Source organism: Sphingomonas tagetis (genome assembly GCF_024211275.1).
GTDB classification, from domain to species: Bacteria; Pseudomonadota; Alphaproteobacteria; order Sphingomonadales; family Sphingomonadaceae; genus Sphingomonas; species Sphingomonas tagetis.
On record NZ_JAMLDX010000013.1, the window covers coordinates 1 to 13,531 of the forward strand.

A 13,531-nucleotide genomic window follows, 5' to 3' on the forward strand; every position below is an offset into this window, starting at 1 on the left:
TCGCTGTATTGCTGCTCGGACGGCGTGCGTGGTCGTGGCGCTCCCGTGACGAACCTGGCCCATAATGCTTCCTTCCATTCCAACGAAAGGGTCGCACCATCAAACCGTGGGATCAAACACCTAAGCGCTTGCGAAACGGGTATCAATCTTCATCGAAATGAAACCGGTCTGGTCCTAACCCATCAAGGTTGGCTGCCGGGGCGGCCGTATTGGACCGGATGGGATGTGATCGGGGGCAGGCAGCGCAAGACGCAGGACGGACGGTTCGCGCAAGCGGACGTGCGCGCCAGCGTGCCCGGGATCGTCGCGTCGGTCGAAGACCTCAAGATCAACTGGTTCTGGTCGACCGACCATGAAGGCCGCATCTCCTATCTGAGCAGCTGGATCGCCGAGGAGTTCGCTGCGCAGGGCGGCGATGTGCTGGACCGCGATCTGACCGCGATCTTCCGCGCCGAGAGCGAGCTGATCGAGGCGAACGGGTCGATCGGCTTTCTCGTCGCGCGGCAAAAGCCGTTCCGTGGCGTCAATGTGCGTTGCCCGTTCGACGTCGAGGAGCGCATCTGGACTGTATCGGGCAGCCCGCAATTCGACGACGCTGGGAATTTCCTTGGTTTTCGCGGCGTCGGCGCTGACGTCACCGCGGTGCAGGAATCGGCGAACGAGATCACGCGGCTGGCCAGCCGCGACCCGCTGACCGGGCTGCGCAACCGGCGCGGTATGGCGACGCTGGTCGAGCAGGCGCTGGCGCTGTCGGCGCGCGACGAGACCGGTTTTGCCGTGATGCTGATCGATCTCGACCGCTTCAAGCAGGTCAACGACACGCTCGGCCATCCGGTCGGCGACCAGCTGCTGGCGCAGGTCGCCGACCGCCTCAAGCTCGAGATCAGCGATCCCGAGCGCGTCGGGCGGATCGGCGGCGACGAGTTCCAGATCGTGCTGGGCGGCCCGATCGAACTCGACGTGCTGACGCGGATGGCCGGGTCGATCATCGAGGGGCTGTCACGGCCCTATTCGGTCAACGGCAGCCGTTGCGTGATCGGCGCGTCGATCGGCGTGGTCTGTTCGGACGGCAACGATACGCCCGAGGATCTGGCGCGCAAGGCCGACCTCGCGCTCTACGCCGCCAAGGATGCCGGCCGCGGCTGCCACCGCTTCTTCTCGCGCGACATGCTGGAGGCGGCCGAGGATCGGCGCCAGCTGGAGCACGACATGCTCGACGCGCTCGATCGCGGCGAGCTGGAGGTCAACTACCAGCCGCTGGTCGTCGCCACGACCAATCAGGTCGCGGGGTTCGAAGCGCTGCTGCGCTGGAACCATCCGCATCGCGGGCGCATCTCGCCGGCTTTGTTCATCCCGATCGCCGAGGAAACCAACCTGATCGCCCGGCTCGGCGAATGGGTGCTGCGGCAGGCCTGCATGGACGCCGCGCAATGGCCCGGCGATCTGCGCGTCGCCGTCAACGTCTCGCCGATCCAGTTCGCCAACCCGAGCCTCCCGCAGGTCGTGCTCAACGCGCTGGCCAGTTCCGGGCTGCGGCCCGACCGGCTCGAGCTGGAGATCACCGAAAGCGTCTTTCTCGACAGCAGTGGCGAGGCGGACCGGATGTTCGCGACGCTCAAGAAGATCGGTGTGCGGCTGGCGCTCGACGATTTCGGTACCGGCTATTCCTCGCTCGGTTATCTGAAGAGCGCGCCGTTCGACAAGATCAAGATCGACCAGAGCTTCGTGCGCGGCGCGGCCGACCCGGCATCGCGCAACAAGGCGATCATCACCTCGATCGTCGCGCTCGCCGAAGCGCTGGGCATGGACACCACCGCCGAGGGGATCGAGACCGTCGATCAGCTCGATGCGATGCGCGAGCTCGGCGTCGGGCTGATCCAGGGCTATCTCTACAGCCTGCCGGTCTCCGCCGAGGCCGTCGCCAACGCCGTCGCTGACGGCAGTTGGGAGATCAAGCCGATCGGTCCGGCCAAGCAGCGCGAGCATCGCCTCGCGACTTTTCGCCGGATCGGGGCGGTGCATGGCGATCATTATTATCCGGTGATCCTGCGCAACCTGTCGAGCAAGGGCGCGCTGATCCAGGGCATCCTCGATGTGCCGCTCGGCACGCGGTTCGTGATCGATTTCGGCGACCGGCAATGGAGCGTGGCGACGGTGATGCGGTCGCATCAGGACCATCAGGGGATCGAGTTCGACGATCCGCTGGTGAGCGACGGTCAGGGCGGATTCCGCCCGCGCTACCGCGTGTCAGCGGTGATGCTGACCCAGATCGGCGTCGTGATGGAGCGCTCGCGCGACCGTAACGGATTGCTGCCGAGCTATCAGGGCGCGCAGCCGGGGCTGCCGGCGTTCGGGACGTCACTCAGCTAAGCCCGTTGCGCGTGAGCGCTGCTTCGCCCAAAGCGGGGCATGATTCAGGATCACGTGCTCTTCATCGACGGCGAGGCGATCGTGATCGACAAGCCCGCCGGACTGCCGGTCGACCGTCCGCGTGACGGGGCGATCAGCCTCGAAAATCATCTCGCCAACCTGACCTTCGGGTTTCAGCGCTGGCCGACGGCGGTGCACCGGCTCGACCGCGACACCAGCGGCTGCCTGTTGCTCGCGCGCAACCCCAAGGCGCATGCGCGCTTCCAGCAGGCGTTCGAGGCGGGCAGCGTGACCAAGCGCTACCTCGCGCTGATCGACGGCGTGCCAGACGAGGAATCGGGGCTGATCGACCTGCCTTTGATCAAGGTGTCGAGCGCGGAACGCGGCTGGCGCATGACCGGCGACCCGAAAGGCAAATCGGCGCGGACCCGCTGGCGCGTGCTGGAGGCGAAGGAGGGGCGGGCGTTCATCGCCTTCTATCCCGAGACCGGGCGCACGCATCAGATCCGTGTGCATGCCGCTGAAGGGCTGGGCATCCCGATCACGGGCGATCCGGTCTATGGCGCGGCGAACGGGCGCCTGATGATGCTGCACGCCGCGCAGCTGACGGTTCCGCGGCCGGGCAAGCCCGACGTCCATGCCGAGGCGCCGACGCCGCAGCGCTTCAAGGACATGGGGTTCGCCGGGGGCGGCGATGGCTGACCTCGACGCCGCGATCGTCGAGGAGAAGTTCCTGGCGGCGTCGGGACCGGGCGGGCAGAACGTCAACAAGGTCGCGACCGCGGTGCAGCTGCGCATCGACGTGTTCCGGCTGGGGCTGCCGCCCTATGCCTATGCCAAGCTCAAGACGCTGGCCGGGAGCAAGTTGACCAGCGGCGGCGAGCTGGTGATCACCGCGCGCAAGTTCCGCACGCAGGAAGCCAACCGGCAGGATGCGCGCGAGCGGGTCGCCGAGCTGATCGAGAAGGCGCATGAGCGCGACGCACGGCGGATCAAGACCAAGCCGAGCAAGGCGGCCAAGGCGCGGCGCGTCGATGAGAAGAAGGGCCGGGCGCAGGTCAAGGCCGGTCGCGGCAAGGTGCAGCTCGACTAGTTGAGATAGCCCAACTCGTAGAGTCCCCAGCGCCGGCCCTCGAACGACAGTGGCACCAGCACGCTGCGCAGCGCACGGTAGCGGCCGTCGCCGAAATCCTGGCGGTAGGTGAAGAGGAAGAAATCCTCGTCATGGTCGAGCGCGTGGCGCGTCTGCGGGTCCATGAACATCTGGCGGTTGCGGCAATGTTCGAGATTCCAGCGGCGCTCGCCGGGCCGTTGCGGCAGGCTGCGCTCGGCGATGTGCGTCGGCAGATGGCCATTGCGGTCGATCAGGCAGCAGCCGACGATCGCCGCATCGGCTGCGGTCGCGGCATCGAGCAGCGGACGGATCGCGCGGTCGGCGAACGGCACGAAGCCCGTCAGGAACTGCGGCGGCTCGCTGCCCGGAATCGCGCGATAGCCGGTGTCGAACAGCGCGTCGGCGTCCAGCTCGCCGCTGCGCAGCGCAGTGTCGATCAGCGTGCGGACCTGTGCCGCTTCGTCCAGCGCGCGGTGGATGAACGGCGTGTCACGGGTCGCGCCGCCGGCATGGGCGATGCGGTTGAGCATCAGGTTCGACCCGCTTTCGAGCGCGTCGAGCTGCTCGCGCATCCGCGCCAGCTCGGCGACATTGGCGGTCGAGGCGGCGGAGAAGCCGTCAAAGCCTTCGTCGAGTGAGCCGACATGGCCGGTCATCGCATGGCTGGCAGCGTCGATCGCGGCGGCGCTCTGGCCGAATTGCGCGACCGCTTCGGTGATGCGGTCGAGCGCGTCGGCGATGCCGCCGGTATAAGTGCGGATCGAGCGCGCGCGAACGCCATCGGCGCGCATCCGCGTGGCGATCGCGCGGGCGAGGCTGTCGAGCGTGTCGATCCGCGCGGCGACGCGGCCCGACACGTCGCGCGCGCCGGTGGCGAGCCGCTTCACTTCCGCCGCGACGACCGCGAAGCCATTGGCCTGCGTGCCCGCACGCGCCGCCTCGATCGAGGCGTTGATCGCGATCACCCCGGTCTCGCGCGAGATCGCGGCAAGTTCATCGGAGATCGAGGTGACGTCGGCAAAGGCGACGAAAAAGGCTTCGAGCTCCTCGACCGTCTGGACGACGTGGTGAGTCAGCTCCTCGATTTCGCGCAGCGCGGCGTCGGTGCCGCCATGATTGGCCTCGAGCAGCGCGGCGGCGTGGCGCGCGACCTGATCGATTTCGCTCGCGGCGCGGCTGACGTCATGCTGGAACAGTTTGAGCTCGCCGACGCTGCGGCGCAGCTCTTCGAGCCGCGACTGGCCCGAGACGATGCGTTCGCTGACCTCGCCGACGAAGCCGGCGACGTCGCTGCATTGCAGCGCGAAGTCGCCGCAGCGTTGTCCGATATCGGCGATGTCGCGCTCGTAATCCAGCCCGCGTCCCCCTGAGAACATGATGCCGTGCTTATGCTGCAATGCAAGATAAAATCCGGTGAACGCGGCGGCCTTTCGGTTCGGTGGCGGCGCGCTACATAAGAGCGATGTATGATTTCGACATCGCCGCCGGATCGAAGGCGGAGCTTTATCGCGACCTGCACGGCGCGCTAGACGCGCTGACCGCGGGCGAGCCCGACGCGATCGCCAACATGGCCAACGCGGCGTCGCTGATCTGGCAGGTGATGCCCGATCTCAATTGGGCGGGCTTCTACCGCAATGTCGGCGGCGAGCTGGTGCTGGGGCCGTTCCAGGGCAAGGCGGCGTGCATCCGCATCCCGTTCGGCAAGGGCGTGTGCGGCGCGGCGGCGGCGAGCCGCGAGACTCAGCTGGTCGAGGATGTCCACGCCTTTCCCGGGCATATCGCGTGCGATGCCGCAAGCCGCGCCGAGCTGGTGGTGCCGATCGTGCATGACGGCGAGCTGATCGGCGTGCTCGATATCGACAGCCCGACTCGCGGGCGGTTCGATGCCGAGGACGCGGCCGGGTGCGAGGCGCTGGCCGCGTTGCTGGCGCCGCGGATCGCCGGTTAACTCATTGGCCCGATTCGGGATTCCTTAACCATAGGGCGCCGTGGAGGCGACCAACGTTAAATGTTAAGAAAAGGTGAAGAAGCGTGTCTTCACCCGTTGGAGGCGCGCCCGCAAAGGAGTTGCCGCCACGATGCGTTCCGCCACCCTGATCGTCGCTGCCGTCAGCAGTCTCTCGCTCGCCGCGCCGTCGCCGGCGCAGCAGCCGGGCGGGCAGGCGCGTGGTGCTTCCTTTCCGCGCACCGCCGTTCCCGCCGCGCGGCTGAACCCGCCGCAGCAGCCTGGCGGGTGGAAGCCGCAACCGGGCGCGCCGCGTCCGGGCGGCTGGCAGCCGAGCCGTCCGCCCCAGGGCGGGTGGAAGCCCGGTACGCCGCCGCAAGGGGGCTGGAAGCCCGGCAATCCCGGCAAGCCCGGAGGCTGGCAGCCCGGGAAACCGGGCCAGCCCGGCGGATGGCAGCCGGGCAAGCCGGGTCAACCCGGCGGATGGCAACCGGGACAGCCGGGCAAGCCCGGTGGCTGGCAGCCCGGCAAACCGGGTCAGCCTGGCGGGTGGCAACCCGGCAAACCGGGCAAGCCGGGCGGATGGCAGCCGGGCAGGCCCGGCAAGCCCGGCATGCAGAAGCCCGGCTGGCGCTGGGGCGAGAAATATAAGGGCCGCTGGCAGGGCGGATGGAAGGCCCCGGGCGGCTGGGGCGCGTACAAGCGCCCGGTGCGCGGCTGGACGCTGCCGAGCTACTGGTTCTCGGGCGGTTTCTGGATTTCGGACTGGACGAGCTGGGGGCTGAGCAGCCCGCCTTATGGCTATAACTGGGTCCGCTATTATGACGATGCGGTGCTGGTCGACCAGTACGGCCGCGTGTGGGATTCGGTGAGCGGCGTCGATTGGGACCGCGGCGACGGCTATTATGACGATGGCGGCGAGTATGCCGAGGAAGACGATGGCTATGGCGCCGGCTATGACGCGCCGGGCTATGCCGACGCCCCGCCGCCGCCGCCGGGCTATGCACCCCCGCCGCCGGTGGTCTATGCCGCGCCTGCGCCGGGGATGCGCTGCGTTGCCAACTGCTATCCGGCGCCGGGTTACGGCTATGGCTATTACGGCGCGCCGGTCACGACGACCGTGGTGATCCAGTCGGCGCCGGTGGTGACGACGACCACGACGGTGACCGAGGTCGTCTATAGCGGGCGCAAGGTCGTGCGCCGCGCGCCGTCCAAGCAGCTCTATCGCGCACCGGCACGGGTCAAGACCAAGACCTGTTACTGCCGCTGAGCCGCTGCCCGCCACCGCCCGGGGAGGGTGACGGTGGCGGGTCAGACGTCAAGTTCGGTAACCGGCTGAACGCCGGTTTCTCCCGGTCCCGTCCGCGCCTGCGCGGGCGGGGCTTTTTTGATCAGCGCGGGGGCGGCGCGGCGCGCGTACCGAAGGTGACGATACTCTCGCTCCCGTCCGCGGCGACCGCGGACACGCCGACGAAATGGTCGTCGACCACCTTATCCTTGAGCAGTGTCTCGGTGCGCCCGGCGACGCCGCGCACCTCCTGCCAGTCCTGCACGTCGTTGCGCCGCCAATAGACGTTGTAGCTGCGCGCGCCGGGGACTTCGCTCCACTTGACCTTGACGTCCATCGACAGCGCGCCGTCGAGTGTCACGCTGGCGGGCGCGGCGGGGGCGTTGGCGAGACGGCGGATCGTCGCGATGTTGATCGCGGTGACCCTGGCAAGATAGGGGAAGTCCATCTTGTCGACGGTGTCGCCATAGACACGGCCTTGCTCGGTCCGCAGATTCTGGTGCTGCTGGTCCCAATTCTCGGCGCCGACCGAGAAGCGCACTGCCGGATAACCGAGCCTGAGGAACGGTTCGTGGTCGCCGCCGCGGCCGAAGCGGTCGGGACGGCGGACGACGAACACGTCGAGGGCACCCGAATCCGTCTGGCGCATGTCGCCGGCGACCTTGTCGATCGCCTTGGCGAGGGCACGGCTGGGGCCGTCATCCTCCCCGCCGTCGCCGCGGCGCCTGATGCCGTCCTCGAGCGCTTCGGACGCGCGGATGCCCTCCGAGAACACCCGCACGCGGTCGGCGACGCGCACGCCGTTCTGGCCGAGCGTGTTGCCGACGATATCGTTGTTAAGCACCGCGGTGACCGTCCAGCCGCGCTCCTTCGCGGTCTCCGCGAGCAAGGTGCCGCCCCACAGGCCCTGCTCCTCGCCCGACAGCACGGCGTAGACGATCGTGGCCTTGTGCTTCTGTTTCGAGAGGATGCGCGCGGCCTCGATCACCAGCGCGACGCCCGAGGCGTCGTCATTGGCGCCGGGGGCGTCGCTGGTGGAGTCCATGACGTCGGACACGCGGTTGTCGATATGGCCCTGCACGATGACGACGCGCCTGGGGTCCTCGCCCCGCTGGAAGCCGAGCACGTTGACGACTTCGACCCCATTGGGCGCGCGCGGGCCGGTAAAGGTGCGGCCGATCCGAGCGACCTTGATGCAGTCGCCGCACTTCGCGCCGATGCGGTCGAGTTCCTCCGCCGCCCATTTGCGCGACGCGCCGATGCCGCGCGTCGGGTGGTCGGGCGAGGAGAGGGTGTGGCGCGTGCCGAAGCTGACGAGCTTCTCGACGTCTGCCTTGAGCCGTTCGGGGTTGGGCGCTTCCGTCTGTTTCTGCTGGGCGATGGCAGCGTTGGGGGCGGGGGCCGCAAGGAGCAGCGCGAGCATGGGAAGGTATCGCATGAAACCTAGCTTAGCCGGTCGATCGCCTCGCGGTCGAGACTTCCCGGGATCAGCATCAGCGGGACCGGCAGCGCGGCCATGTCGGCGCCGGTGAAATGCGCGACCAGCGCGCCCGGCTTGCCGCCCTCAGCCACGCCGAGCACGAGCGCCGCGATCTCGGGATTGGCGTCGATCATCTCGCGGATGATCTTCGGTCCGTCGCCGTCGCGGATAGTGATGCTGGGCTTCAGCCCCGATTCCTGGATCAGCGTGCCGGCCGCGCCGGTGACCAGCGCCTCGGCGCGCTGGCGCGCTTCCTCCTCGATCGTCGCCATGACGCCGCCCCATTGCACGAAATCGGGCTTGGGGATGAGCGACAGAATCTCGACGCCGCCGCCGGTCTTGACCGCACGCCGGGCGGCGAAACGCAGCGCGATCTGCGCCTCGGGGCTCTCGTCGATCACCACCAGATAGGTGCGCATGATACCATCCTCCCCGATCGATATTGCGGTGGTGGCGTGCCAAATAGGAAAGCGCAAGCGATTGACGCGCGCGGCAGGCTTGACCGCCGCCGTCCGCCGCGCGACAGGGGCGGTGGACCACTCATCATACGACAGGATCCTCCCCACCCATGTCGATCGAAATCAAGATGCCTGCACTCTCCCCCACGATGGAGGAGGGTACGCTCGCCAAATGGCTGGTGAAGGAGGGCGATTCGGTGAAGTCGGGCGACCTGCTCGCCGAAATCGAGACCGACAAGGCGACGATGGAGTTCGAGGCGGTCGATGAGGGCGTGATCGCCAAGATCGTGATCGCCGAGGGCACCGATGGGGTGAAGGTCGGCAGCGTGATCGCGGTGATGGCAGGCGAGGGCGAGGACGCGGGCGCGGCGGCAGCGCCCAAGGCCGAGGCACCGAAGGCCGAAGCGCCCAAGGAAGAGCCCAAGACTGCTGCGCCCGCACCGGCGGCACCTGCGCCGAAGTCGAACGGCCTGGCCGCCGCCAGCGACGGCGCCAGGGACGATGGGCGCGTCAAGGCGAGCCCGCTCGCGCGCCGCATCGCGGCCGAGAAGGGGATCGAGCTTTCCGCGCTGAGCGGTTCGGGTCCGAACGGCCGGATCGTGAAGGCGGATGTCGAGGGCGCTAAGACGGGCGCGGCACCTGCGGCCAAGCCTGCAGCAGCAGCGGCAGCGCCGGCCGCGACGCCTGCGCCCACGCCGGCTCAGGCGCCCGCCGCAGTCTGGTATGACGAGAGCATTCCGCACGAGGAAGAAAAGCTCACCAACATCCGCAAGACGATCGCGCGTCGCCTGACCGAGGCGAAGCAGACCGTTCCGCATATATACCTCACCGTCGATATCCGCCTCGACGCGCTGCTCAAGCTGCGCGGCGAGCTCAACAAGAGCCTGGACGGGCGCGGGGTGAAGCTGTCGGTCAACGACATGCTGATCAAGGCGCTGGCGGTCGCGCTGGCGCAGGCGCCCAAGTGCAACGTAACCTATGCCGGCGACAGACTGATCAAGTATAGCCGTTCGGACATTTCGGTCGCGGTCTCGACCCCCACGGGCCTGATCACGCCGATCATCCGCGACGCCGCCAATATCGGCCTCGCCAGCATCTCGACGCAGATGAAGGCGCTCGCCGACAAGGCCAAGGAAGGCAAGCTGCAGCCGCACGAATATCAGGGCGGCACCGCCTCGATCAGCAATATGGGCATGTTCGGGATCAAGCAGTTCGACGCGGTGATCAACCCGCCACAGGGCATGATCCTGGCGGTCGGCGCGGGCGAGAAGCGGCCCTATATCGTCGATGACGCGCTCGGCGTGGCGACGGTGATGTCTGCCACCGGCAGCTTCGACCACCGCGCGATCGACGGGGCGGACGGCGCCGAGCTGATGAAGATCTTCAAGGCGCTGGTCGAATCGCCGATGGGCCTGCTGGCCTGAAGCCGGAGGGAGCGCCATGCGCGTCCTGGTCGAAGCCCTGCACATCTCGGCCGGCATCGCCGTCGCGCTGCTGATCGCGGCTTTGTGCAGCTGGGCCTATCCGCTGGCGCGCGGGGATGTGTGGATCGTGACCGGCGTGGCGATCCTCGCCGTGCTGCTGATGGGAATTGGCCCGATGCGCCGTGCAGCTGCCGAAGACCGGGCGAAGCGGCGCGCTGACCCGAACGGCGCCGGCGATGCCTGACCGCACGCCGCCGGCGATCGAGCCGACGATCCGCGTCACCACGATGCCCGCCGATGCCAATGCCTATGGCGACATTTTCGGCGGCTGGCTGATGGGGCAGATGGACATGGCCGCGGGACTCGTCGCCGCGCGGCGCTCGCGCGGGCGCGCGGTGACGGTGGCGATGGACGGGATGCAATTCCACGCGCCGGTCTCGGTCGGCGACGAAGTGTCGGTCTATGCCCAGCTGACAAAAGTCGGCCGCACGTCGATGCAGATCGATGTCGAGGCATGGCGGCGTCATCGCGAGGAGGACGAGCGCGAACTGGTCACGCAGGCCTCGTTCACCTTCGTCGCCGTGGGCGCGGACAAGAAGCCGCGCGCGGTGGATGCATGAAATGGGTGACCGCGGCCCTGCGGCGCTTCCTGCTGCCCGCGCTGGTCGGCGCGTGGCTCGCCAATCTGGTGGTCTATTGGATGCTCGAGGCCGAGGGCGGGGCGACCGACTGGACGAGCATCGGCGTGCTGTTCGCGATCATCCTCGCCGGGCTGCTGGCGGCATGGCCCGGCTTCGTGCTGCTGCGGCGGCTGGCGCTGCCGGGGATCGTCACCGCGATCCTGCTGATCGGGCTGGGCGCGGGGATCGGCGTGATCGCCGCATACCTCATCGCGATGCAGATCGTGCCGGACAATGCCGGCGACTATTCGCGTTTCGGGCTGGCGGTCGGACCGATCGCCGCCTTGTTCTGGCTTATCCTCAATTTCGACGCGCTGCGCCCGACGCGCCTGCGCCAAACTGGAGATCGACGTGGCTGAATCCTATGACGTGATCGTGCTCGGTTCGGGTCCCGGCGGCTATGTCGCGGCGATCCGCGCGAGCCAGCTCGGGCTCAAGACCGCGATCGTCGAGCGCGAGCTGCTCGGCGGCATCTGCCTCAACTGGGGTTGCATCCCGACCAAGGCGCTGCTGCGCTCGGCCGAGATCTTCCACTTCATGCAGCACGCCAAGGATTACGGTCTCGCCGCCGAAAAGATCAGCGCGGACCTCGAAGCCGTCGTGAAGCGCTCGCGCGGGGTGGCGAAACAGCTCAATCAGGGCGTCACGCACCTGATGAAGAAGAACAAGATCACGGTCCACATGGGCAATGGCAAGCTGACTGGGAAGGGGAAGCTGACCGTCACCGACAAGGACGGCAAGGCGACCGAACTGACCGCCAAGAACATCATCCTCGCCACCGGCGCACGCGCGCGCGACCTGCCGAACCTGCCTGCCGACGGCAAGCGGGTATGGACCTATCGCCATGCGATGACCCCGGCCGAAATGCCGGGCAAGCTGCTGGTGATCGGATCGGGCGCGATCGGGATCGAGTTCGCCAGCTTCTACAACGACATGGGCGCGGACGTGACCGTGGTCGAGATGATGGACCGGATCGTGCCGGTCGAGGATGCCGACATTTCGGCGCATCTCGAAAAGGCGCTGAAGAAGCAGGGCATGACGATCCTGACCAAGGCGGGGGTCGAGAAGATCGAGGCGACCGCCAGCGGCGTTAAGGCGTCGATCAAGGACAAGGACGGCAAGGTCACCGCATCCGAATTCAGCCATGTCATCGTCGCGATCGGCATCGTGCCGAACACGGCGGACATCGGCCTGAAGGAGCTGGGCGTCGCTGTGGACGAGCGTGGCTTTCTCAAGACCGACGCGGCGTGCAAGACCAGTGTCGAGGGGATCTATGCGATCGGCGACATCACCGCGCCGCCCTGGCTGGCGCACAAGGCGAGCCACGAAGGCGTGATCGCGGCCGAGGCAATCTCGGGCAAGCATCCGCATGCGATGGACCCGCTCAACATCCCGGGCTGCACCTATTGCCATCCGCAGATCGCCAGCGTCGGCCGGACCGAGGCGAAGGCGAAGGAAGCGGGCTATGAGGTCAAGGTCGGCAACTTCCCCTTCATCGGCAACGGCAAGGCGATCGCGCTGGGCGAACCCGAAGGCTTCGTGAAGACCGTGTTCGACGCGAAGACCGGCGAGCTGCTCGGCGCGCACATGATCGGCGCGGAAGTGACCGAGATGATCCAGGGCTATACCGTCGGCAAGACGCTCGAGACGACCGAGGCCGAGCTGATGGAGACGGTGTTCCCGCACCCGACGATCAGCGAGACGATGCACGAGGCGGTGCTGGCCGCCTATGGCCGCCAGCTCCACATGTGACAGGCGATCAGGCGTTCGCGGCGGCGAACGCCTGGATCAATCGCGGGTAATCGGACGGTTCGGGAAATTTCTCGAAGCTGTGCGGCGCGCCGGTCTGCGCCCAAGGCAGCTTTTCGCTGGTGAACGTCTCCATGAACGGCACGAACCAACTCGCGTCGTCGAGCATCGTCGCGCGCACGTTCACCGCGCCATATTCGGGCGGCAGGCGCGTGAAGAGCCAGCTTTTGCACCAGTCGCAATGATGGTGGCGGGCGTCCGGCCCGTGCACGCCGCCGATCACCGGCTCGCCCGCGATCACCTCAAGCGCGTCGGCGGGGAGGGTGAGCGTGGTGGAAAAGGCGCTGGCGGTCATTTTCTGGCAGCCGCGACAATGACAGACGGCCGTCACCAGCGGTTCGGCGTTGATCCGGAACCGCACCTTGTCGCAGCGGCAGCCGCCTTCCTGACCGATCATCATCGCATCCTCCGCTTTACACGCATGCCATCGCCCGGCACCCTCGCGTCATAATGCAAAGGGGAGCCACGGGTATGGGCATTTCGATCCTCTGGCCGACATTCGCGCTGGTCGCGCTCATCTTCATCGTGTTCCTAACGATGTTCGTGACGCGCGCCGGGCACATCAAGCGCAACCCGCCCAAGGCCGGCGAGTTCGACAGCGGCGATGCGGCGCTCCGCTATTTCGCCCCGATCGAGATGCCGGCGAACAACTATCGCAACCTGTTCGAGATGCCGGTGCTGTATTTCGCGCTGGTGCCGCTGCTGATGATTACCGATCAGGCCAGCGATGTGCAGGCGATGCTGGCGTGGCTCTATGTCGCGCTGCGCTACCTGCACAGCTTCGTGCATATCGGCCCGAAAAAGGTGCCGGTGCGCGCGCTGTTGTTCGCGCTGTCGGCGGTGGTGCTGATGGCGATGTGGATCGGCTTCGCGGTCGATCTGGCGAGCGCGCAGACCGCGTTCGATCGCGCGCCGGGCGAGGTGCTGACGGCCTGAAGCGCCAGTACTCCGGCCGCTGCGAGA

Annotated in this window: 15 protein-coding genes; 11 read left to right on the plus strand and 4 right to left on the minus strand. The window is 67.5% G+C overall.

From position 1 onward, the window contains the following. The first annotated feature begins 225 nt into the window (after positions 1-225). From M9978_RS15430 to arfB, 3 genes are read left to right on the plus strand one after another with little or no spacing between them, the layout of a single operon-like run. Positions 226-2,370: a putative bifunctional diguanylate cyclase/phosphodiesterase gene (locus tag M9978_RS15430; protein ID WP_254294729.1), complete on the plus strand. Its 2,145-nt coding sequence runs from the start codon at positions 226-228 to the stop codon at positions 2,368-2,370. 39 nt (positions 2,371-2,409) lie between these two features. Next, the gene (locus M9978_RS15435; RefSeq protein ID WP_254294730.1) at positions 2,410-3,072 is read left to right on the plus strand and encodes an RluA family pseudouridine synthase; all 663 of its coding nucleotides are present in this window, start codon (positions 2,410-2,412) and stop codon (positions 3,070-3,072) included. Continuing rightward, complete coding sequence (arfB, locus tag M9978_RS15440; protein ID WP_254294731.1) at positions 3,065-3,463, plus strand: alternative ribosome rescue aminoacyl-tRNA hydrolase ArfB; 399 nt, start codon at positions 3,065-3,067, stop codon at positions 3,461-3,463. Before M9978_RS15435 ends, arfB begins: the two co-directional genes overlap by 8 nt. Here the strand turns inward: arfB and M9978_RS15445 are convergent. After that, positions 3,460-4,860, minus strand: coding sequence for a methyl-accepting chemotaxis protein (locus M9978_RS15445; RefSeq protein ID WP_254294733.1), 1,401 nt, complete (start codon positions 4,858-4,860; stop codon positions 3,460-3,462). The genes arfB and M9978_RS15445 overlap by 4 nt on opposite strands. 86 nt (positions 4,861-4,946) lie before the next feature. Between M9978_RS15445 and M9978_RS15450 the strand changes: the two genes are divergently transcribed. Together M9978_RS15450 and M9978_RS23185 are read left to right on the plus strand one after the other, a co-directional pair. Further along, positions 4,947-5,432 carry a GAF domain-containing protein gene (locus M9978_RS15450; protein WP_254294735.1) on the plus strand — a complete coding sequence of 162 codons (486 nt, stop codon included), beginning with the start codon at positions 4,947-4,949 and terminating at the stop codon, positions 5,430-5,432. A 130-nt stretch (positions 5,433-5,562) separates the two neighbouring features. Continuing rightward, a complete protein-coding gene (locus M9978_RS23185) occupies positions 5,563-6,699 on the plus strand; it encodes an RcnB family protein (RefSeq protein ID WP_302054047.1) in 1,137 nt (378 codons plus the stop codon). A gap of 121 nt (positions 6,700-6,820) precedes the next feature. Here M9978_RS23185 and M9978_RS15460 read toward each other — a convergent pair whose 3' ends face one another. After that, positions 6,821-8,155 carry a M20/M25/M40 family metallo-hydrolase gene (locus M9978_RS15460; RefSeq protein ID WP_254294739.1) on the minus strand — a complete coding sequence of 445 codons (1,335 nt, stop codon included), beginning with the start codon at positions 8,153-8,155 and terminating at the stop codon, positions 6,821-6,823. A 5-nt stretch (positions 8,156-8,160) separates the two neighbouring features. Beyond that, positions 8,161-8,616, minus strand: a complete 456-nt coding sequence (locus M9978_RS15465; protein WP_254294741.1) for a universal stress protein — start codon at positions 8,614-8,616, stop codon at positions 8,161-8,163. Between the two features lie 149 nt (positions 8,617-8,765). Between M9978_RS15465 and M9978_RS15470 the strand changes: the two genes are divergently transcribed. The 5 genes from M9978_RS15470 to lpdA are packed head-to-tail and all read left to right on the plus strand — an operon-like array spanning position 8,766 to position 12,511. Continuing rightward, entirely contained in the window at positions 8,766-10,079 is a 1,314-nt protein-coding gene (locus M9978_RS15470) for a pyruvate dehydrogenase complex dihydrolipoamide acetyltransferase (protein WP_254294742.1), read from the plus strand. 16 nt (positions 10,080-10,095) lie between these two features. Further along, the gene (locus tag M9978_RS15475; RefSeq protein WP_254294744.1) at positions 10,096-10,323 is read left to right on the plus strand and encodes a hypothetical protein; all 228 of its coding nucleotides are present in this window, start codon (positions 10,096-10,098) and stop codon (positions 10,321-10,323) included. Next, the gene (locus tag M9978_RS15480) at positions 10,316-10,699 is read left to right on the plus strand and encodes an acyl-CoA thioesterase (RefSeq protein ID WP_254294746.1); all 384 of its coding nucleotides are present in this window, start codon (positions 10,316-10,318) and stop codon (positions 10,697-10,699) included. Before M9978_RS15475 ends, M9978_RS15480 begins: the two co-directional genes overlap by 8 nt. Continuing rightward, entirely contained in the window at positions 10,696-11,118 is a 423-nt protein-coding gene (locus M9978_RS15485; protein WP_254294748.1) for a hypothetical protein, read from the plus strand. The genes M9978_RS15480 and M9978_RS15485 overlap by 4 nt, the downstream gene beginning before the upstream one ends. Beyond that, positions 11,111-12,511, plus strand: a complete 1,401-nt coding sequence (lpdA, locus tag M9978_RS15490; RefSeq protein ID WP_254294749.1) for a dihydrolipoyl dehydrogenase — start codon at positions 11,111-11,113, stop codon at positions 12,509-12,511. The genes M9978_RS15485 and lpdA overlap by 8 nt, the downstream gene beginning before the upstream one ends. Before the next feature lie 7 nt (positions 12,512-12,518). On the opposite strand, the gene M9978_RS15495 is transcribed toward lpdA, so the two are convergent. Further along, positions 12,519-12,968: a GFA family protein gene (locus tag M9978_RS15495; RefSeq protein WP_254294751.1), complete on the minus strand. Its 450-nt coding sequence runs from the start codon at positions 12,966-12,968 to the stop codon at positions 12,519-12,521. A 71-nt stretch (positions 12,969-13,039) separates the two neighbouring features. Between M9978_RS15495 and M9978_RS15500 the strand changes: the two genes are divergently transcribed. After that, complete coding sequence (locus M9978_RS15500) at positions 13,040-13,504, plus strand: MAPEG family protein (protein WP_254294754.1); 465 nt, start codon at positions 13,040-13,042, stop codon at positions 13,502-13,504. Positions 13,505-13,531: the final 27 nt, after the last annotated feature.